Annotated in this window: 19 protein-coding genes; 7 read left to right on the top strand and 12 right to left on the bottom strand. The window is 63.6% G+C overall.

Going from position 1 to position 20,551, the window contains the following annotated elements; translation table 11 throughout:
• Positions 1-64: 64 nt before the first annotated feature.
• From ACIPZH_RS17365 to ACIPZH_RS17335, 7 genes are all read right to left on the bottom strand, one after another.
• Positions 65-241 carry a hypothetical protein gene (locus ACIPZH_RS17365; RefSeq protein ID WP_267819288.1) on the bottom strand — a complete coding sequence of 59 codons (177 nt, stop codon included), beginning with the start codon at positions 239-241 and terminating at the stop codon, positions 65-67.
• A complete protein-coding gene (locus tag ACIPZH_RS17360; protein ID WP_400637034.1) occupies positions 238-1,350 on the bottom strand; it encodes a PepSY-associated TM helix domain-containing protein in 1,113 nt (370 codons plus the stop codon). The genes ACIPZH_RS17365 and ACIPZH_RS17360 overlap by 4 nt, the downstream gene beginning before the upstream one ends.
• Positions 1,351-1,405: 55 nt before the next feature.
• Positions 1,406-3,841, bottom strand: coding sequence for a TonB-dependent siderophore receptor (locus ACIPZH_RS17355; RefSeq protein ID WP_400637032.1), 2,436 nt, complete (start codon positions 3,839-3,841; stop codon positions 1,406-1,408).
• 216 nt (positions 3,842-4,057) lie between these two features.
• Complete coding sequence (locus ACIPZH_RS17350; RefSeq protein WP_400637030.1) at positions 4,058-5,014, bottom strand: FecR domain-containing protein; 957 nt, start codon at positions 5,012-5,014, stop codon at positions 4,058-4,060.
• Positions 5,011-5,529 carry an RNA polymerase sigma factor gene (locus tag ACIPZH_RS17345; RefSeq protein ID WP_241805665.1) on the bottom strand — a complete coding sequence of 173 codons (519 nt, stop codon included), beginning with the start codon at positions 5,527-5,529 and terminating at the stop codon, positions 5,011-5,013. The genes ACIPZH_RS17350 and ACIPZH_RS17345 overlap by 4 nt, the downstream gene beginning before the upstream one ends.
• Positions 5,530-5,685: 156 nt before the next feature.
• Positions 5,686-6,396, bottom strand: a complete 711-nt coding sequence (locus ACIPZH_RS17340; protein WP_400637028.1) for a PolC-type DNA polymerase III — start codon at positions 6,394-6,396, stop codon at positions 5,686-5,688.
• On the bottom strand, positions 6,393-8,330 hold the full coding sequence (locus ACIPZH_RS17335) for a putative nucleotidyltransferase substrate binding domain-containing protein (protein ID WP_400637026.1): 1,938 nt from the start codon (positions 8,328-8,330) through the stop codon (positions 6,393-6,395). The genes ACIPZH_RS17340 and ACIPZH_RS17335 overlap by 4 nt, the downstream gene beginning before the upstream one ends.
• A gap of 185 nt (positions 8,331-8,515) precedes the next feature.
• On the opposite strand from ACIPZH_RS17335, the gene ACIPZH_RS17330 reads away from it, so the two are divergent.
• Positions 8,516-8,959 carry a response regulator gene (locus ACIPZH_RS17330; RefSeq protein WP_241805668.1) on the top strand — a complete coding sequence of 148 codons (444 nt, stop codon included), beginning with the start codon at positions 8,516-8,518 and terminating at the stop codon, positions 8,957-8,959.
• Positions 8,960-9,088: 129 nt separating this feature from the next.
• On the opposite strand, the gene ACIPZH_RS17325 is transcribed toward ACIPZH_RS17330, so the two are convergent.
• On the bottom strand, positions 9,089-11,266 hold the full coding sequence (locus ACIPZH_RS17325; protein WP_241805669.1) for a malate synthase G: 2,178 nt from the start codon (positions 11,264-11,266) through the stop codon (positions 9,089-9,091).
• Between the two features lie 446 nt (positions 11,267-11,712).
• Between ACIPZH_RS17325 and ACIPZH_RS17320 the strand changes: the two genes are divergently transcribed.
• The gene (locus ACIPZH_RS17320; RefSeq protein WP_400637024.1) at positions 11,713-12,231 is read left to right on the top strand and encodes a glycine cleavage system protein R; all 519 of its coding nucleotides are present in this window, start codon (positions 11,713-11,715) and stop codon (positions 12,229-12,231) included.
• Between the two features lie 228 nt (positions 12,232-12,459).
• Here the strand turns inward: ACIPZH_RS17320 and rarD are convergent, their stop codons facing one another.
• From rarD to ACIPZH_RS17300, 4 genes are all read right to left on the bottom strand, one after another.
• Positions 12,460-13,347, bottom strand: coding sequence for an EamA family transporter RarD (rarD, locus tag ACIPZH_RS17315; protein WP_400637022.1), 888 nt, complete (start codon positions 13,345-13,347; stop codon positions 12,460-12,462).
• 64 nt (positions 13,348-13,411) lie between these two features.
• Positions 13,412-14,386 (bottom strand): serine/threonine protein kinase, encoded by a 975-nt coding sequence (locus ACIPZH_RS17310; RefSeq protein ID WP_400637020.1) that lies wholly within the window; start codon positions 14,384-14,386, stop codon positions 13,412-13,414.
• A gap of 70 nt (positions 14,387-14,456) precedes the next feature.
• Positions 14,457-15,221, bottom strand: a complete 765-nt coding sequence (locus tag ACIPZH_RS17305; protein WP_400628727.1) for a TOBE domain-containing protein — start codon at positions 15,219-15,221, stop codon at positions 14,457-14,459.
• Positions 15,222-15,247: 26 nt separating this feature from the next.
• Positions 15,248-15,985: a double zinc ribbon domain-containing protein gene (locus tag ACIPZH_RS17300; protein WP_400637018.1), complete on the bottom strand. Its 738-nt coding sequence runs from the start codon at positions 15,983-15,985 to the stop codon at positions 15,248-15,250.
• 89 nt (positions 15,986-16,074) lie between these two features.
• On the opposite strand from ACIPZH_RS17300, the gene bioB reads away from it, so the two are divergent.
• Genes bioB through bioD form a run of 5 tightly spaced genes read left to right on the top strand, consistent with a single transcriptional unit; the run spans position 16,075 to position 20,533 of the window.
• Complete coding sequence (gene bioB, locus ACIPZH_RS17295; RefSeq protein ID WP_400637016.1) at positions 16,075-17,133, top strand: biotin synthase BioB; 1,059 nt, start codon at positions 16,075-16,077, stop codon at positions 17,131-17,133.
• 1 nt (position 17,134) lies between these two features.
• Positions 17,135-18,307, top strand: a complete 1,173-nt coding sequence (bioF, locus tag ACIPZH_RS17290; RefSeq protein ID WP_400628731.1) for an 8-amino-7-oxononanoate synthase — start codon at positions 17,135-17,137, stop codon at positions 18,305-18,307.
• Complete coding sequence (locus ACIPZH_RS17285) at positions 18,300-19,031, top strand: alpha/beta fold hydrolase (RefSeq protein ID WP_400637014.1); 732 nt, start codon at positions 18,300-18,302, stop codon at positions 19,029-19,031. The genes bioF and ACIPZH_RS17285 overlap by 8 nt, the downstream gene beginning before the upstream one ends.
• The gene (gene bioC / locus ACIPZH_RS17280; protein WP_400637012.1) at positions 19,024-19,842 is read left to right on the top strand and encodes a malonyl-ACP O-methyltransferase BioC; all 819 of its coding nucleotides are present in this window, start codon (positions 19,024-19,026) and stop codon (positions 19,840-19,842) included. The genes ACIPZH_RS17285 and bioC overlap by 8 nt, the downstream gene beginning before the upstream one ends.
• A gap of 10 nt (positions 19,843-19,852) precedes the next feature.
• Positions 19,853-20,533, top strand: a complete 681-nt coding sequence (gene bioD, locus ACIPZH_RS17275; RefSeq protein WP_400637010.1) for a dethiobiotin synthase — start codon at positions 19,853-19,855, stop codon at positions 20,531-20,533.
• Positions 20,534-20,551: the final 18 nt, after the last annotated feature.

Below are 20,551 nucleotides of genomic sequence, written 5' to 3'. Positions count from 1 at the left end.
TGCGCTCCTTCGGTCAGGGAGGCGCAACGTTACGGCCCGGGGCAAGGGCCGAAGCGGTAGCCGGTTATCGCCGGCACAACCCGCGCAGGCTGAGGATGACGGGCACGGCCAGGCCCAGCCAGGCCAGGGCATCCCACGCACCGTCACCCAGCAAGGCGGCGAACAGGCCGGCTGCACCGAGCAGGCCGATGGCGGCTGGCCAGGTGAAAATGCGCAGGGTCGGTTGCGACGTGTGGCTCATGCCCGGGTTTCCCGGGGTTTGCGCTGTTTGCCCCACCACAGGTAAAGGCCGCTGCCGAGCACGATGATGGTCAACCCATCGAGCACAGCCCAGAGGATCTGCATCGGCCGCCCACCGTAGTCGCCGAAGTGCAGTGGCTGCGACAGCCCCATGGCGTCCATGTACCAGGGGCGTTCGCCCACGGCGGTCACCTGCAGGGTGCGCGCATCGATCAGCACGGGCGTGAGCAGGTGCGAGGTAAGGTGGGTGGCGCCTTTCATGAACACGGCGTAGTGGTGCTCGCTGGAGAACCGCGTGCCGGGGAAGGCGATGAAGTCTGGGCGCATACCGGGCGCGGCCTGCTTGGCGATGTCCAGCAGTCGGCTGGCCGGGGCGCGCTCGGTGAGTGGCGGGGCGTCACGGTAGGGCGCGACCATGGTGGCCAGGCTGTCGTTGCGCCAGGCGGCGATGACCAGGTCGGACAGGGCGCTGATGACCCCGGTTACACCGACGGTCAGCGCCCACGCCAGGGTCACCACCCCGATCAGGTTGTGCAGGTCCAGCCAGCGCAGGCGCCGGGACTTGTCGTGGCGTACCGTGGCGAACTGCAGGCGGCGCATGAACGGTGCGTAGAGCACGGTGCCGGAGACGATCGCCACAACGAACAGTACACCCATGAACGCCAGCAGCAGCTTGCCGGGCAGCCCGGCGAACAGGTCGACGTGCAGGCGCAGCATGATCATCATGAAACCGCCGTTGGCGGCCGGCATGGCGACGGCCTCGCCGGTGCGGGCATCGAGCATGAAGGTGTGTGACGAGTTGGGGTCGCTACCCGCCGTGGCAGCGGTGATGGCCACCACGCCGTTGCTCTCGTCCTCGTCATAGCCAACGTACTGCATCACCTCGCCGGGACGATGCTGCTCGGCCTTGAGCACCAGCTGTTGCAGGTCCAGGTGGGGGGTGCCTGCAGGCATTTCGCGCAGCGCGGGGGCGTCGCCGAGCAGGTGTTCGATTTCGTGGTGGAAGATCAGCGGCAGGCCGGTGATGGCCAGTAGCAGCATGAACAGGGTGCAGACCAGGCTGCTCCAGGTGTGAACCACGGACCAGCGGCGGATGGTTTGGCTTTTCATCACGGTACCGATTGTGCCTGATGGAACCAGGGGCCGCACTGCGGCCCCGATTCGCTCAGAACTTATAATTGACGCTGGCCACTACGTTGCGTTCGTCGCCGTAGTAGCAGTAGTAACCGTCACAAGTCGACAGGTAATCCTTGTTGAACAGGTTCTTCGCATCCACGGCAACGGTCACGCCCTTGAGGGTTGGGTTCAGACGGCCCAAGTCGTAGTGCACCGAGGCATCGTAGACGGTGTATGAGCCCACATGGCCCCAATCGGTATTGGTGGTGTTGCCATAGGTGTCACCCACATAGCGCACACCGACACCCACGCCAAAGCCATCGAGCGCGCCTTCGTGCCAGGTGTAGTCGGCCCAGGCAGTGGCCTGGTTACGAGGGACCTGGGCCATGCGCTTGCCCTTCTCACCGTCGTTGCCTTTGGTGATCTCGCTGTCGTTATAGGTGTAGGAGCCGATCAATTTCAGGTTCTTGGTGACATCCGATGTGGCTTCAAGCTCCAGGCCTTTGACGCGGACTTCACCGACTTGGCGAGTCACACTGCCCTCGGTTACCGACATGTTCTCTTGGGTCAGGTCGAATACCGCTGCGCTAAGCAGTGTCTTGCTGCCAGGGGGCTGGTACTTGATGCCCAGTTCGTACTGTTTGCCTTCGGTAGGTTTGAAAGCGTCGGTGCTGTTCACTGCGGCACCGGTTGCGGCCTGGAACGACTCGGCATACGAGAAGTACGGGGTAATGCCGTTGTCGAACACATAGCTCAGTGCTGCGTTACCGCTGAATTTCTTGTCACGCTGGGTATTGGTGGCGTCGCCCTGGTTGTGGAAGGTGGTGCCGGTGTGTACCCAGTCTTCACGGCCGCCCAAGGTCAGGCGCCAGTTGTCCAGGGCCATCTGATCCTGAACATACAGACCGGTCTGCTGGGTTTTCTGATCGTAGTCATACATGTCGAAGTACTGGACGTTCGAGAAATCCTGGCCGTAGATCGGGTTGTGGATATTGCTTGGCGGCACGCCGGCCGAACCCCAGCGCCAGCGGGCATTGCTGTCCGAGCGTTGGTGATCGAGCCCCAGCAGCAGGGTATGGGCCACCATGCCGGTCTGGAAGTCCGCCTGGAAGTTGTTATCCACCGCGAACTGGGAGATGTCTTCCTCGACGATGCCGGCAGTGCGTTGCACCGTGCCATCGGCGCTGACTGCTTCGTCCGGGCCTGCCGGCCAGATCGAACCGCCGGCGGTGATGCCCTTGAAGTCCAGCTCGTTGCGCGCGTAACGCAGGTTCTGGCGGAACTGCCATGTGTCGTTCAGGCGGGTCTCGAACGCGTAACCCAAGTGATAGTAAGTGCGGTCGTAGGATTCCCAGTCCGGGTCGCCCAGGTTCTTGTGGTGGGAGATCTTGCCTGCAGGACTGTCCAGTTTGGTGCCCTGCAAGGGGAGGAACTGGCCGGTGATACCGGTATCGTCGCGGGTGTACTGGGTAATGAACGTCAGTTTGGTGTCGTCATTGATGTTCCAGGTCAGGCTGGGTGCGATGTTGTAGCGCTTGTCCGGAATATGATCGATCGGTGTGCCGCTGTCGCGCACGGTACCGCTCACACGGTAGAGAAACCGTCCGCTGTCATCGATCTTGCCAGTGCTGTCGAAGTTGATCTGTTTGTGGTTGTTGCTGCCAACCTGGGCTTCAACTTCGTGGCTGCTTACAACATCCGGGCGGCGGCTGGTCATGTCCAGCAAGCCGCCGGGAGGGGTCTGGCCGTAGACGGAAGAGGCCGGGCCACGCAGTACCGCAATGCGCTCCAGGTTCCAGGGCTCTATTTTCGGTGACGCGTAGTTACCCTTCGGCAATGGCAGACCGTCAAGAAACTGGGTGGGCACGAAGCCGCGTACCAACAGCCAGTCGCTGCGCGAGTCGGAGCCGTAGCCGCTGCTCTGTACGCCAGCGGTGTAGCGCAAGGCGTCGTTGAGATTGAGGACCGGGCGGTCTTCCATCTGCTGGCGGGTGATCACCGTCACCGAACGTGGTAGTTCGGCAATGGCGGTGTCTGTCTTGGTGCCAGCGGCGGTGCGTGTTGCCGTGTAGCCGTCAACCGGCCCCCACGCGCTTTCGTACGAGGCATTGGCATTGATCGCAGTCTCGGGCAACGCCAGGGTGCCATCAGGGACTGCCACCAGGCTGTAGCTGCCGACGGTGCTCTGCTGCAACTGCAGGCCGGTGCCGAGCAGGGCTGCCTGCAGGGCGCCGAGGCCGTCGTATTGGCCGTTGACCGGCGCCGAGTTGCGGCCGCTGACCAGTGCCGGGTCGATGGCCAGGGCGATGCCCGACTGGCTGGCGATCTGGTTCAGGGTGGTGGCCAGCGGGGCGCTGGGCAGGTCGTAGGCGCGCTGTGCGGACTGCTCGGCGGCGAACAGGGCAGGGCTGGCCAACGGTGCAGCCAGGGCGATGGACAAGGCCATCAGGCTGGGGCGCAGGATACGATCAACGGCACGGGACATGCAGCGGTTCCTCGACGGATAAGTGCTAATTGCTTCCTTGCCGAGCGAGATTTCAGAAGTGACAGGGGCCTCTGAAAAAAAATCGAAATGGTTTGTATTTGTACGCAGCCAGTTCAGCCTCATCAACGGCAAGCCGGCCCTCACGGGGCGGCATTGCGCTGATCAACAGTGAAGGAACGCAGCACCGGGCTTGCCGGCGACGAGGGCGTTGAGGCCCTACTTGGGCACCACGTTGATCCACCACTGGGTATGCCGCTCGATCTTCACCGGCAGCGCGGGGGCCAGTGAAGCCAGGGCCAGGTCGGTATCGGTCAGCGGGAAGCTCCCCGTCACGCGCAGGTCGGCCACTTCATCGGCTACGCCCAGGTGGCCGCTACGGTATTGGCCCAGCTGCGCCACCAGGTCGGCAAGACGCACGTTGTCCACCACCAGCATGCCGCGGGTCCAGGCATCCGCACCGGTTTGCACGGGGGCGATGCGGCCCAGGCCATTGGCGTTCATGAGCACCTGCTGACCCTCACGCAGTACCTGCTCGTCACCACTGTTGAGCGGCTGGGCTGCAACCGAGGACTGCAGCACTTCCAGGCGGGTGCCGTGGTTTTCGCGCCGCACCAGGAAGCGAGTGCCCAGGGGGCGCAGGCGGCCATCGTCGGTGCGCACCAGCAACGGGCGAGGGTCCTGGTGGCCGGTCTCCACCGAGATTTCCCCCTGGTGCAGCACCAGTACACGCTGGTCCCCTTCGTAGTCGATGTCGACTGCCGTGTGAGTGTTCAGGCTCAGCAGCGTGCCGTCCTCCAGACGCAGGGTCCGCAGTTCGCCGGTGGCGGTGCGCTGATCGGCCAGCCAGTAGCTTGCCGAAAGCGATGGCGCGCCGACCCAGGTCAACAGTGAGCCGAGCAGGAACATGCCAGCCAGCCCGCCGCCCACCTTCGCCACCCGCCGGCGCAACCCTGCGCGCGATTGCTGCAGGGCCTGGCGCGCGGGGCCGGCTGCGGCGCTGACCCGCTGATCGAGGGTGCCCAGCTGGCGCCAGGCGCGAGCGTGTTCTTCGCTGGCGGCATGCCAGCGCATGAACTCGCTGCGCTCGTCGAGCGTACCGGTGCCGCCGTCCAGGCTCAGTTTCCAGGCGATGGCCGCTTCAAGGACCCCGGCAGAAACCGGTGAGTTGTTCACGTCGGCTCCCCATACAGCGCCACATAGCACTGGCGCATGCCTTGGGCGATGTACTGGCGTACCCGCGATACCGATACGCCCAGGCGCTCGGCGATTTCGGCGTGGCCCATGCCATCCAGGCGATTGTGCAGGAACGCTGTGCGTGCCTTGCTCGACAGCTTGCCGAGCAGGCGGTCGATGGCCTTGAGGTCTTCGAGGATCAGGTGTTGCAGTTCAGGGGAGGGCTGTTCGGCTTCTGGCAGGCGGGCGAGCTCGGCCAGGTAGGCCTGCTCCAAGGCAGCGCGGCGAAAATGGTCGAACATCAGCCCTTTGGCTACTGCGGCCAGGAATGCGCGCGGCTCACGGGGGGTGTCCAGGTGTTCGCGCCCGAGCAGGCGCACGAAGGTGTCCTGGCTCAGGTCTTCGGCACGCTGGCGGCAGGCCATGCTGCGTTGCAGCCAGGCGAGCAGCCAGCTGCGGTGGTCGCGGTACAGCGTACCGACCAGTTCGGCGTGTGGGCTCTGAGCAGAAGACAAGCAGTGTCCCCCCCGGAACGAATGCGTTAACTAACGATAATTATTCGCGATTGTTGCAGAGGCGGGGGGCAGGGCGCAATGGACGCTTATCGGGTTGCCACTATCAGGGGGGGCTGCGCCCGATCTCACAGGGCAGCGCCTTCAACGCACAGGTTTCTAAAGCCCGTGCCCCTGCACATTGCGCCGGCGCCACCCGCGCAAGCGCTGCTCCAGCTGCAGTGGGCTGTCCAACTGCTGGCGACGCGCCTGGCTGAACAGGATCAACGCCAGTTCAGCAGTGACTTGGGCATCGGCGCTGGCGTGGTGGCGCTCATCCACCTGCAGCCCGAAGCGTGCCACCCAGTCATCCAGCCCTGCTTCGCGCAGTACCGTGTCCGGGTTGAGCATGGGCGCCAGTTCAGCGACATCCAGGAACGGCTGCTGCAGGCGATAGCCAAGGGTTTCTTTCAACGCCCGAGCCAGCATGCGTTGGTCGAAAGGTGCATGAAACGCCAGCACCGGGCTGTCACCCATGAACTCGAGCAGTTCGAGCAACGCCTCGGCTGGGTCGCTGCCAGCAGCCAAGGCGCTCGGGCCCAAGCCATGGATGAGTACACTGGCGTTGGTTTTCTGGGCCGGGCGGTGCAGGGTGCGCTCGAACTGCTGGGAAAAGTCGATGGCGCCGTCTTCGATGGCTACGGCACCGATCGACAAGACCTGATCGCGGTTGGGGTTCAGGCCACTGGTCTCAAGGTCCAGCACCACCCAGCGCTGCTCACGCAGCGAGCACACGCCCAGCGGTGCGGGTTTTGGCAGGCGCGCCAGGCGTTGATGCAGCGCATCGTCCAGGGCCGGGGCGGCAGGCCGTAGCCAGGCAAACAGGCTCATAGCTGGTACCGCAGGGCCAGGCTGCTTTGCAGGCGCTGCGCCTGGCGCAGGGACTCACGCAGGATGCGCCGGTCCAGATGGTTGAGGCTGTCCGGATCGAGGCGGTTGGAGTAAGGCTGATTGTCGCGGGTCTGGCGCTGGTGCTGCTGCATGCGCGTTTGCTGGATGAAATGGTAGGCCTCTTCGTAGGCCGCGCCGTCGAGCGCCTGGATAACGCCTTTGTCGACCAACTGGCGCAGGCGCTCCAGGGTGTTGCAGGCGCCGATGCCGTTGGCCAGGGCCAGCAGCCGCGCACCATCGACGAACGGGGTCAGGCCCTGGACCTTGAGGTCCAGGGTAGCGGCCTTGTCGTTGCCTTGGCGGGTCAGGACGAATTCGCGCAGGCGGCCTACCGGAGGCCGCTGACGCAGGGCGTTGTCGGCCATCATGCGCTGGAAGATGCGGTTTTCGGCAACTTGTTCAAGCACGCTTTGGCGCAGCTGTTCGCAACCCTGTTCGTCGCCCCAGACCACACGCAGGTCGAAATAGATGCTCGAGCCGAGCAGGTTCTCTGGGCTGGCTTCACGGATGAAGCCAGCGAAACGCCGTGCCCATTCAGCGCGCGACAGGCACAGCTCGGGGTTGCCCGCCATGACGTTCCCCTTGCACAGGGTGAAGCCACATTGGGCCAGGCATTGGTTGATGTAGTGGGCCAGCGGCAGCAGGCGGGCGCGAATGGCTTCGGCCTCGCGGCTATCGGCCGCCTCGAAGAGGATGCCGTTGTCCTGGTCGGTATGCAGGGTCTGCTCACGGCGCCCTTCGCTGCCAAAGCACAGCCAGCTGAATGGCACCCCAGGGTCGCCACGTTCGGCCAGCGCCAGTTCGATGACCCGGCAGACCGTGTGGTCGTTGAGCAGGGTGATGATCTGGGTGATCTGGGTCGAGGAGGCGCCGTGGGCAAGCATGCGCTCGACCAGCTGGCCGATCTCCCCACGCAGCGCAACCAGCGAGTCCAGGCGCGGTGCATGGCGGATGGTGCGGGCCAGGTGCACGAGGTCGACCCGTTGCAGGGAGAACAGGTCGCGCTCCGAGACCACGCCGCACAGGCGCTGGTTGTCCACCAGGCAAACATGGGCGATGTGTCGCTCGGTCATGGCCATGGCCGCGTCGAAGGCACTGGCCCGCGGGCTGAGGTAGAACGGTTCGACGGTCATGTGCCGCTCGATGGCGCTGCCGAGGTCGGCATCGACAGTGGCCACCACCTGGCGCAGGTCACGCAGGGTGAAAATGCCCACCGGGTAACGCTGCCCATCCACCACCACGATGCTGCCGACCTGCTGCTCGTGCATCGACCGCACGGCGTCGCGCAGCGGCGTGTCCGGGGTGCAGACCACCGGGTGACGCATGGCTAGTTCACCCAGCGGGGTGTTCAGCGAGTATTGGGTGCCGAGCGTTTCCACCGCTTGCTGACGTACCTGTTGATTGACCTGGTCGAGCAAGCTACTGACGCCGCGCAGCGCAAAATCCCGAAACACATCCGACAGGGAGAACACACGGATGAAGGCGGCTTTGTTCAATTGCAGGCAGAACGTGTCCTCGCCTGCCAGGTGCTCGGTGCGAGTAGCGCGTTCGCCAAGCAGGGCGGCCAGCGGGAAGCACTCCCCGCTGGTGATCTCGAAGGTGGTTTCCACGCCGGGCTTGACCAGGTGCTGGCGCTCACCGACCACGCGGCCCTGCTTGACGATGTAGAAGTGCTCCACCGGGCCGTCGGTGGGTTTGATGATGCTTTCCCCGCTGGCGTAGAACCGCAACTGGCACTGTTCCACCAGGAACGCCAGGTGGCTGTGTTCCATTTGGTTGAACGGCGGGAAACGCTGCAAAAACTGCAGGGTGCCCTGAATGTTTTGCAGAACTGCCGTTCTGCCCGCCTGGCTGTAGGCGTCGTTTTTGCTCATGACACTGACCGTATCGCTACGCCGAACTATATATATCTATATATAGGTGCGGCCTTGTTGTTCTCGGCCCCCATGGTCGGCTGACGGCCGTGCGGTGCCCATTGGACGTAAGTCTATGAGCGTAATGTGATCAATATCGCAAGCTGCGGTCTTACCGATGAGCAAGACTATTTGATGAGACGACCATGGTTGAGCATGACGACATCCTGAGTGACGCCGAGCGCGAGGCATTGGCCGGTCTGAGTGCGCCCGTCGCATCCAGGCCGGTGGTATTGGTGGTTGATGACAACCCGGTGAACAGCGAGGCTTTGTGCCTTTACCTCAAGAGCAGAGGGATCGACTGCATGAAGGCCGATGGTGCCCAGGAGGCGATGTTCAAACTGCATTACGAACCGCGTATCGCCCTGATGATCACCGACCTGCGCATGGAGCCCAAGGATGGCCTGGAGCTGATTCGGCAGATTCGTGAGTCGGAACGCGCGGCGTTGTCGATCATCGTGGTGTCAGGCGACACCGATGTGAAGGAGGCGGTGGATGTGATGCACCTGGGGGTGGTGGACTTTCTGCTCAAACCGGTGGATCTGGGGAAATTGCTGGGGTTGGTGAAGAAAGAGTTGCAGCTAGGGTAGCTCAGGTGGCTGTTCTGGCCGTTCGCCGGCGAGCCGGCGCGCACAAGTTCATCACACCCTTTGAGGCCAGTGATGTGCCTGTGAGCGCCGGCTCGCCTGCGATCGGGCCGCCGAGCGGCCCGTTGCAGATTACAGCCCGTTACGCGCCTTGAACTCGCGGCGGCGACGGTGCAGGACCGGCTCGGTATAACCGTTCGGCTGCTTGGCACCCTCGACCACCAGTTCCACTGCAGCCTGGAATGCAATGTTGTCGTCGAAGTTCGGCGCCATCGGGCGGTACAGGGCATCACCGGCGTTCTGCTTGTCGACAACGGCTGCCATGCGCTTGAGGCTTTCCAGCACCTGCTCCTGGGTAACCACGCCATGGCGCAGCCAGTTGGCCAGCAACTGGGCCGAGATACGCAGGGTAGCGCGGTCTTCCATCAGGCCCACATCGTTGATGTCGGGCACTTTGGAACAACCCACGCCCTGGTCGATCCAGCGAACTACGTAGCCAAGGATGCCCTGGGCGTTGTTGTCCAGCTCGTTGCGGATCTCTTCGGCCGACCAGTTGGTGTCAGCTGCCAGCGGGATGGTCAGGATGTCGTCGACCGAAGCCGGGGTGCGGCTAGCCAGCTCGCGCTGACGCGCCTGTACATCGACTTTGTGGTAGTGCAGCGCGTGCAGGGTGGCGGCGGTCGGTGACGGAACCCAGGCGGTGTTGGCGCCGGCCAGCGGGTGAGCGATCTTCTGCTCGAGCATGGCGGCCATCAGGTCCGGCATGGCCCACATGCCTTTGCCGATCTGCGCACGGCCTTGCAGGCCGGTGGCAAGGCCAACGTCTACGTTGTTGTTCTCGTAGGCGCCGATCCACTTTTCATTCTTCATGGCGCCTTTGCGCACCACGGCGCCGGCCTCCATGGAGGTGTGGATTTCGTCACCGGTACGGTCGAGGAAGCCGGTGTTGATGAACACCACACGCTCGGCTGCCGACTTGATGCAGGCCTTGAGGTTGACCGTGGTACGGCGCTCTTCGTCCATGATGCCGACCTTGACGGTGTTGCGCGGCATGCCCAGCAGGTCTTCGACGCGGCTGAAGATCTCGGCGGCGAACGCCACTTCTTCAGGGCCGTGCATTTTCGGTTTGACGATGTAGACGCTACCGGTACGGGTGTTCTTGCGGCTGGTGTTGCCGTTGAGGTTGTGCAGGGCGATCAGGTTGGTGAAAAGACCATCCTGGATGCCTTCGGGAATCTCGTTGCCTTGGGCATCGAGAATTGCCGGGTTGGTCATCAAATGACCCACGTTACGCACGAACAGCAGCGAACGACCGTGGAGGGTTACGGTGCCGCCATTGGGCGCTGTGTACTCGCGGTCGGGGTTCATGGTGCGGGTGAAGGTCTTACCGCCTTTGCTGACGCTCTCGGCCAGGTCGCCTTTCATCAGGCCCAGCCAGTTGCGGTAGACGATGACCTTGTCGTCGGCATCGACGGCAGCGACCGAGTCTTCACAGTCCATGATGGTGGTCAGCGCCGATTCCATCAGGATGTCTTTCACACCGGCGGCATCGGTGCTGCCGACCGGGGTGCTGGCATCGACCTGGATTTCCAGGTGCAGGCCATTGTGCTTGAGCAGCACGGCGGTTGGCGCGGCGGCATCGCCATGGAAACCGATCAGCTGGGCGTCGTCCCGCAGGCCGCTGTTGCTGCCGCCCTTGAGGGCAACGACCAGCTTGCCGCCTTCGATGCGGTAAGCGGTGGAGTCGACGTGCGAGCCAGCAGCCAGCGGCGCGGCTTCGTCGAGGAAGGCGCGGGCGAAGGCGATGACCTTGTTGCCGCGGACCTTGTTATAGCCCTGGCCTTTTTCTGCGCCACCTTCATCGCTGATGACATCGGTGCCGTACAGTGCGTCGTACAGCGAGCCCCAGCGGGCGTTGGCGGCGTTCAGGGCAAAGCGGGCGTTCATCACCGGCACGACCAGCTGTGGGCCTGCCATGTGGGCAATTTCTTCGTCCACGTTCTGGGTGGTGGCTTGGAAATCGTCGGCTTGTGGCAGCAGATAGCCGATTTCCTGAAGGAAGCTTTTATAGGCGACGGCGTCGTGTGCCTGGCCTTTGCGTGCCTGGTGCCAGGCGTCGATCTTGGCTTGCAGCTCGTCGCGCTTGGCGAGCAGGGCTTTGTTCTTTGGGGCGAGGTCGTTGATGATCTTTTCTGCCCCGGCCCAGAACGCATCGGCCTTGACGCCGGTTCCAGGGATCGCTTCGTTGTTGACGAAGTCGTACAGGGCCTTGGCGACCTGAAGGCCACCGACTTGAACGTATCCAGTCATTGCTTGCCTCACCTTTGCTCAGCTATTTCGCTTTCGCTCTTCTGTATTAAGCCTGTAGCGCTTCTCTAAACACGGCACCAGTACATGCTCTCACCACTCATGAGAGCGGCTGGGTGCGGCTCGCCAGGCGGGCTGGCGAGCGGTTGGCGTATTTTCACAGGCGCCTTGGCAGACATCGTAACGACGTTTTGTAGTCCGCGCCGACGCATACTACATGAAGCAGCGGGCCGGTGAACATCGGACTAAAAGCGTCGCTCCGCGACCGGCAGGTCGCAGAGGGTCACGCTGGGAGTGGCTATGTTCGCAAAAAACCGGTGGATTGTTCCAGATAAATCTTGAAACAGTACACGATTAGTTCGCCAGACCGTCCTGCGGCAGGTTGCCGCGCCTTGCCTATACTGAACCAATTCCCGCCGCTGCAGGCGGCACGACGCAGAGGAAGGCCTGTGGATCATCTTGTACTGACCGTGATTGCTCCTGACAAGGCCGGCCAGGTCGAACGGATTGCCCAGTGCATAGCCGACCACAACGGTAACTGGCTGGAGAGCCGTATGTCGCTTATGGCCGGGCAATTCGCGGGCATCCTGCGAGTCGCCGTGCCGGCAGAGAGCTACGATGAGCTGGTGAAATCGCTTCAGGCCCTGGGGCAATACGATATCCGTGTGCTGATCGCAGAAAGCGGCATCGAGCCTTCCTGTACCTGGAAGCCGATCGCGATGGAGTTGGTGGGTAATGACCGCCCTGGCATCGTACGGGATATCACCCGCTTGCTGGCTGAGCAAGGGGTGAACCTTGAGCGTTTCACCACCGAAGTACGCCCGGCGCCGATGAGCAGCGAACCGTTGTTCCATGCCGATGCCTTGCTGGCGCTGCCATTGACCTTGTCGCTGGACGACCTGCAGCACAAGCTGGAGAGCCTGGCGGATGACTTGATGGTGGAGTTGAAATTGCGGCCGCAAGAGTAAGCCCAAGCGCTAGCGGGTTATCCCGATTAATCGGGGAAGGCCCTGTGGATAACCTGGGGGCGCTCCGCGCTAACCCAGCGACGGCAGGCCCTCCCGCTGTTTGTTCAAAAAACAGCCACTAATCAATAGCTTGTGCACAAACCACGGGGACGAGGGTGTGGATAACCTCTGGAGATGTTCTGCCAGGCCACGGATGGCGTGGCCTGCAGAGTTTTGATCATTTTTTGATCAGGCGCGCTTGCGCAGATTCAGCCAGGCATCGACGCTGTACAGCGCCAGGCCAGCCCAGATACACAGGAAAGCCATCAGGCTGCTGGGAGACAGGTGCTCGTCAAATAGCAGTACCGCTTGCAGCAGCACCAGGGTTGGCGCCAGATACTGGAGGAAGCCCAGGGTGGTGTAGGGCAAGTGCCGCGCAGCGGCGTTGAAGCACACCAGCGGTATCAGGGTTACCGGCCCGGCGGCGATCAGCCATAGCGCCTCGCTGCTGGTATAGAAACTGCCTTGTGCACTCATCGCCGCAGGGTGCAGCAGCAACCAGCCTAGCGCCAGGGGCACCAGCATCCAGGTTTCCACCACCAGGCCGGGCAGCGCCGCCACCGGTGCCTGTTTGCGGATCAGGCCATAGAAGCCGAAGGTCAATGCCAGTACCAGGGACACCCACGGCAGGCTACCGACTTGCCACACCTGTTGCGCCACACCTACTGCGGCCATGGCCACTGCCAGCCATTGCAGGCGGCGCAGGCGCTCACCCAGCAAAAGCATGCCCAGCAGCACGTTCACCAGCGGGTTGATGTAGTAGCCCAGGCTGGCCTCGAGCATGCGCCCGTTGTTGACCGACCACACGTAGGTCAGCCAGTTGCCGGCAATCAGGGCCCCACTGAGGGCAAGGATGGCCAGGCGGCGTGGGTTGTCGCGCAATTCGCGCCACCACTCTGGGTGCTTCCACACCAACAGCAGCAGCGAGCCGAACAGGGCGGACCAGAGCACCCGATGGACGATGATCTCAACCGCCGGGACGCTTTGTATGGCTTTGAAATAGAGGGGGAACAAGCCCCAGATGATGTAGGCCGAGAGGCCAAGAATGTACCCGCGTCGCGGGTTTGCGGCGTGCATGCAGAATCCTTGCTTAGGTAGCTAAATACAGCGACGCCTATTGTAGACAGACCTTTGCAGGCATTTAGAACAATTTCAGTGGTTGCTCATCGAGTGCCGCCGTTTGCTCGCGCAGCGCCAGGATCTGATCGCCCCAGTAACGCGGCTGGCCAAACCAGGGGAAGCTGCGCGGGAACGCCGGGTCGTCCCAGCGCCGTGCCAGCCAGGCGCTATGGTGCAGCTGGCGCAAGGCACGCAGCGGTTCGATCAGGGGGAGCTCGCGCGGGTCGAAATCGTGAAACTCGTTGTAGCCGTCGATCAGCTCTGCCAGTTGGCCCAGGCGTTCTTCACGGCTGCCGGCCAGCATCATCCACAGGTCTTGCACCGCCGGGCCCATCCTGCAGTCATCGAGGTCGACGACGTGGTAGACGTCGTCGCGGTGCATCAGGTTGCCGGGGTGCAAGTCGCCGTGCAGGCGCATCACCTTGTGCTCCGTGCGTGTGTAGAGGTCTTCGACCCGCTTGAGCAGTTCGCGCGCTACAGACTCGAAGGCGGGCAGCAATTCCCGGGGTACGAAGTCGCCCTCCAGCAGGGTTCGCAGGGACGCGTGGCCGAAGTTGTCCACAGTCAAGGCCTCGCGATGCTCGAACGGGCGTGTGGCCGCCACCGCATGCAGGCGGCCGAGCAACTGGCCCAGACGGTAGAGCTGGTCGAGGTTGCCTGGCTCCGGTGCGTGGCCGCCGCGGCGGGGGAACAGCGTGAAGCGAAAGCCCTGGTGCTCGAACAGGGTCTGTTCATTGTGTTGCAGCGGGGCGACCACCGGCACTTCGCACTCGGCGAGTTCGGCGGTGAAGCGGTGTTCTTCAAGAATCGCTTCATTGCTCCACCGGCCGGGTCGATAGAACTTGGCGATCAGTGGTTGCTCGCCTTCGATACCCACTTGGTAGACGCGGTTCTCGTAGCTGTTCAGGGCCAGTACCCGGGCGTCGCTGAGAAAGCCGAGGCTCTCCACGGCGTCCAGTACCAGGTCGGGGGTGAGGGTCGCGAAGGGGTGAGACATGGTGGCTCCGGGGTGGGCTGCAGGGGCTCATGGTATCAGTGACGGCCCTCTGGCGGGTGGCGCGAGCAACCTACACCGGGACCCCCAGCAATACGTGGGAGGGATGGAACTGCGCCCGGACCTGGCTACCGGGTGCCAGTGCCGCTCGTGCCAGCCAGTGGGCCTCGGCGAACGCACAGAGTGTCTGCCCATTACCCAGCGCCAGCCTCACTTCACGGGTGTCATGCCCATCCGCGATCACCTGTTCCACCGTTGCCTTGAGCACATTGCTGCCTGCTTCGGCTTCGTCTGCGGCGCTCAACAGCTGCACCCACCCGGCCTTGAGCAACGCCACCACCATGGTGCCGAGCGCCAGCTCCAGGCGTGACGTGCTGTCATGGGTGATCAGTGCCTCGATTTCCAGCCCGCCACCCAGCGCCAGGCTCACGCGGTCGTGCCGCCCTTCGCGGCGCAAGCCGCTGACCTGGCCTTGCAGCTGGTTGCGGGCACTGGTGCGCAACATCAGGCGCCCAAGCAGGTCAAGGTCGCTGGACTCTTCGGCCGCTTCGAGAATCTGCGCCTGCAAGGCCTGCAAGCGCTGATACAGGCGCAGTACCCGCTCGCCTTCGCCGGACAGGCGTGCGCCACCGCCGCCGCGCCCGCCGGTGCTGCGCTCGACCAACGGCTGGCTGGCCAGGTTGTTGAGTTCGTCTATGGCGTCCCATGCGGCTTTGTAGCTGATGCCTGCGGCCTTGGCGGCGCGGGTGATCGAACCTTGCTCAGCGATATGCTGAAGCAACGCGATGCGCTGTGGGCGGCGAGCGATATGCTGGGTGAGGAGAGCGGGCAGGGTCATGATGGCGCCTATCTGGGACTGACCGCTCAAGCTTGCCCCGGTTTTGCCGTGCGTGCCAGGCAATACACATCGACCCGACGTGCGCCGGCGCCGCGCAACAGGGCGGCGATGCTCTGCGCCGTGGCACCGGTGGTCAGCACGTCATCGACCACGGCCACATGCAGGCCGTGCAATGCGCCTTGATCAACCACCGCAAAGGCCTGTTGCAGATTGCGCCGCCTGGCCTTGGCATTCAGCCTTTGCTGCGCCGGTGTTTCGCGGGTGCGCTGCAGCCATCGCTCGTTGCAGTCGATTGCCAGGGCCTTGGACAACCACCTTGCCAGCATGCCTGCCTGGTTGAAGCCACGCTCGCGCTGTCGACGCTTTGCCAGTGGCACAGGCAACAGCAGCGATGGCTTGGCCAGGCCATCGGTAAAGCGGTGGCGCAAATCCAGGCTGAGCATTTCGGCCATCAAGCGCCCCAATGGCCATTGGCGATTGTGTTTGAAACGGCTGATCAGTGTGTCCACGGGAAAGCCGTAATACCACGGCGCTACCACTTGTTCGAAGGCGGGTGGACGGCGGCTGCACTGCGCGCAGGTCAGGCCGGCCATTGGCAGCGGTAGCGCACACTGCATGCAGTACTCATTCAGCCACGGCAGTTCTTCCTCGCACGCCACGCAGATGGGGTGGCGCTGCTGGGCAAAAGCGCCGCACAGCAAACAGTGGTGATCAATATTCGTACACTTGTAAACCAGTGCTTTTAACCAAGGTTGACAGTTCATAGGCCTTCCATGACTATGCGAGCTATCCGTGATGCGCTGGCGGGCATTCCTGTCCCGGCGCCAGCTACAGCCTAAACAAGGAAACGCCGATGAGCGCCAGCACAACTGCAACAACACGTCACGACTGGTCCCTGGCCGAGGTGAAGGCCCTGTTCCAGCAACCGTTCAACGACCTGCTGTTCCAGGCGCAAAGCGTGCATCGGGCGCATTTCGACCCCAACCGCGTGCAGGTTTCCACGCTGCTGTCGATCAAGACCGGCGCCTGCCCGGAAGATTGCAAATACTGTCCACAGTCGGGCCACTACAACACCGGGCTGGAAAAACAGAAGCTGATGGAGGTGCAGAAGGTGCTCGAAGAAGCGGCACGGGCCAAGGCCATTGGCTCCACCCGCTTCTGCATGGGCGCCGCCTGGAAGCACCCCTCGGCCAAGGACATGCCCTACGTGCTGGAAATGGTCAAAGGGGTCAAGGCCATGGGGCTGGAAACCTGCATGACCCTCGGCAAGCTCGATCAGGACCAGACCCAGGCGCTGGCCCAGGCAGGCCTGGATTACTACAACCACAACCTCGATACCTCGCCGGAGTTCTACGGCAGCATCATCACCACCCGCACTTACAGCGAGCGTCTGCAGACCTTGGCCTACGTACGCGATGCCGGGATGAAGATCTGCTCCGGTGGCATCCTCGGCATGGGCGAGTCGCTCGACGATCGTGCAGGCCTGCTGATCCAGTTGGCCAACCTGCCCGAGCATCCCGAGTCGGTGCCGATCAACATGCTGGTCAAAGTGGCCGGTACCCCGTTGGCCGAGGAAGAAGATGTCGATCCGTTCGACTTCATTCGTATGCTGGCGGTGGCGCGGTTGCTGATGCCCAAGTCGCATGTGCGCCTGTCCGCCGGCCGCGAACAGATGAACGAGCAGATGCAGGCCCTGGCCTTCATGGCCGGCGCCAATTCGATCTTCTACGGCGAGAAGCTGCTGACCACCGCCAACCCGCAGGCCGACAAGGACATGCAGCTGTTCGCCCGCCTGGGTATCAAGCCTGAAGCGCGTGAAGAGCATGCCGACGAAGTGCACCAGGCCGCCATCGAGCAGGCGCTGGTCGAGCAACGCAGCAGCGAGCTGTTCTATAACGCCGCGTCTGCCTGAGATGGCCTTCGATCTTGCCGCGCGTCTTGCCGAACGGCGCGCTGCAGACCTGTATCGGCAGCGGCCGCTGTTACAAAGCCCGCAAGGGCCGAACGTCGTGGTCGACGGCCAGCCGTTGCTGGCTTTCTGCAGCAATGACTACCTGGGCCTGGCCAACCACCCTGAGGTGATTGCCGCTTGGCAGGCCGGCGCCGAGCGTTGGGGCGTCGGTGGCGGGGCCTCGCACCTGGTTGTCGGCCACAGCACGCCTCACCATCAGGTCGAAGAGGCGCTGGCCGAATTGACCGGTCGCCCGCGAGCCTTGCTGTTTTCCACAGGCTACATGGCCAACCTCGGGGCCATCACCGCGCTGGTGGGGCAGGGCGATACAGTGCTGCAGGACCGCCTCAATCATGCCTCGCTGCTCGATGGCGGCTTGCTCAGTGGTGCCCGCTTCAACCGTTACCTGCACAACGATGCCGTCAGCCTGGCCAACCGCCTGGGCAAGGCCTGCGGCAATACCCTGGTGGTCACCGACGGTGTGTTCAGCATGGATGGTGATCTGGCCGACCTGCCTGCGCTGGCCGAGGTGGCGCGTGCGCGCGGGGCCTGGTTGATGGTCGACGACGCTCATGGCCTGGGTACCTTGGGTGCCCAGGGCGGCGGTATCGTCGAACACTTCGGCCTGGGCATCGACGACGTGCCGGTGCTGATCGGTACGCTGGGCAAGGCGTGCGGTACCGCGGGCGCCTTCGTTGCGGGCAGCGATGATTTGATCGAGGCACTGGTGCAGTTCGCACGGCCTTACATCTACACCACCAGCCAGCCGCCGGCACTCGCGTGCGCCACGCTCAAGAGCCTGGAGCTGGTGCGCCGCGAGACTTGGCGCCGCGAGCACCTGGCCGGGTTGATCCGTCAGTTCCGCGAGGGCGCGGCGCAGATCGGGCTGCAGCTGATGGATAGCCCGACCCCGATCCAGCCGCTGCTGATCGGCGACAGCGCACAGGCACTGCGCCTGTCACAGATGCTGCGCGAGCGTGGCCTGCTGGTCACCGCCATCCGCCCGCCTACTGTTCCTGCTGGCAGTGCACGGCTGCGGGTAACCTTGAGCGCTGCGCACAGTGAGGCGCAGGTACAGCTATTGTTGAATGCATTGGCCGATTGTTATCCACAGCTGGAGGCCGCCGATGCGTAACCGACTGATCCTTCTACCCGGCTGGGGCCTGGGGACTGCGGCTCTTGAGCCGCTGGCCGCCAGCCTGCGTGCGCAGGACGCGCGCCTGCGGGTTGAGCTGGCGCCCCTGCCGGAGCTGGCCGACCCCGATGTACAGGCGTGGGTCGATTACCTTGACCGCAAACTCCCCAGTGATGCCTGGCTGGGCGGCTGGTCGCTGGGCGGCATGCTTGCCAGTGAGCTGGCGCGCAAGCGTGGCGATCACTGTTGGGGGCTGCTGACCCTGGCCAGTAACCCCTGCTTCGTGGAACAGGCGGATTGGCCGCATGGTATGGCCCATGACACCTTCGAGACCTTCCGCGACGGTTGCCGCAGCCACACCGGCGTAACCCTCAAACGTTTCAAGAGCCTGTGCAGTGAAGGTGCCATGCAGCCGCGCACATTACTGCGTCAGCTGGGCGTGGGCGTGCCAGAGACGGACCCGCTGTACCTGAGCACCGGGCTTGAAGTGCTGGCAAAGCTGGATACCCGCGAAGCGCTGCAGGCATACGCCGGCCCGCAACTGCACCTGTTCGCCGGCAGTGACGCGTTGGTCCCCCCCGAGGCGGCCAAAGCGCTGAGCGAGTTGTTGCCCGACGTTGAAGTCGGCCTGGTTGAAGAGAGTTCCCACGCTTTCCTGTTGGAGTATCCGCAGGAATTGGCGGCGGGTATCAAGAGTTTCCTGCATGAGAGTGGCGATGACTGACCTTTCCCGTCCAACCCTGCCCGGCGCGCTGCCGGACAAGCGCCAGGTAGCGGCCTCGTTCTCCCGTGCGGCAGCCAGCTACGACAGCGTGGCGGCCTTGCAGCGCGCGGTGGGCGTGGCCCTGCTGGAGCAACTGCCGAGCACACTGACGCCATCGCGCTGGCTCGACCTGGGCAGCGGCACGGGGCATTTCAGCCGGGTGCTGGCCGAGCGGTTCACGCTGGCGACGGGCGTGGCCGTGGATATCGCCGAAGGCATGCTGCGCCATGCCCGAGGCGAGCAGGGCGGGGCTCGCTACCATGTGGCAGGCGACGCCGAGCGCTTGCCGCTGCGTGATCACAGCGTCGATCTGGTTTTCTCCAGCCTGGCAGTGCAGTGGTGCGCGCAGTTCTCCAGTGTGCTGGAAGAAGCCCGGCGGGTATTGCGCCCGGGCGGTGTGCTGGCCTTCAGCAGCCTGTGTGTCGGCACCCTCGATGAATTGCGCGCCAGTTGGCAGGCTGTGGATGGCATGGTGCATGTCAACCGCTTCCGCCGGTTCGAGGACTATCAGCGACTGTGTGCGGCAAGTGGCTTTGAGCCGCTTGGCCTGCATCAGCAGGCGCATGTGCTGCACTACCCGCATGTGCGCGGGCTGACCCATGAGCTCAAGGCACTTGGCGCCCACAACATCAATCCCGGGCGGCCGTCGGGCTTGACTGGCCGTGCCCGCATGCAGGGGCTGCTGCAGGCCTACGAAGCATTCCGCCAGCCGCAAGGGCTGCCCGCCACCTATCAAGTGGTCTATGGTGTGTTGCGCAAGCCAACGGCGTGAGAGGAGCGAAATGAGCCAGGCCTATTTCATTGCGGGTACCGATACCGACGTCGGCAAGACCACCATCGCCGCCGGGCTGTTGCATGCCGCTCGGCTGCAGGGCTTGAGCACGCTGGGTGCAAAGCCGGTAGCGTCCGGCTGCACAGCTACCGCGAAGGGGCTGCGCAACGCTGACGCTCAGGCATTGATCGACGAGAGCACGCTGAAACTGCCTTATGAGGCCATCAACCCTTTTGCTTTTGAACCTGCCATCGCGCCGCACGTGGCGGCGCGTGAAGCGGGTGTGACGCTGGAGGTGTCGGCCCTGCTCAAGGCCATGCGCCACGTGCTGGATCAGGGCGCGGATTTCACCCTGGTCGAAGGTGCGGGTGGCTGGCGCGTGCCGTTGTCTGGTCATGCCAACCTGTCCGACCTGGCGATTGCCCTCAAGTTGCCGGTGATTCTGGTGGTCGGGGTGCGTCTTGGCTGCATCAACCACGCCTTGCTCAGCGCCGAGGCGATCGCCAGGGACGGGCTGCAACTGGCCGGCTGGGTCGCCAATATCATCGAACCACGCACATCGCGCCTGGAGGAAAACCTCGCCAGCCTGGCCGAGCGCTTGCCAGCGCCTTGCCTGGGGCGGGTGCCCAAGCTCAAGCAAGCGGCTGCCGATGCGGTCGCGGAGCATCTGCAACTGGACTTGCTGGACTGAAGCACCATGCCTCACGTC

The sequence above is a fragment of the Pseudomonas sp. NPDC089758 genome (assembly GCF_044748705.1).
GTDB classification, from domain to species: domain Bacteria; phylum Pseudomonadota; class Gammaproteobacteria; order Pseudomonadales; family Pseudomonadaceae; genus Aquipseudomonas; species Aquipseudomonas putida_X.
This window is presented reverse-complemented; position numbering and strand designations above follow the sequence as displayed.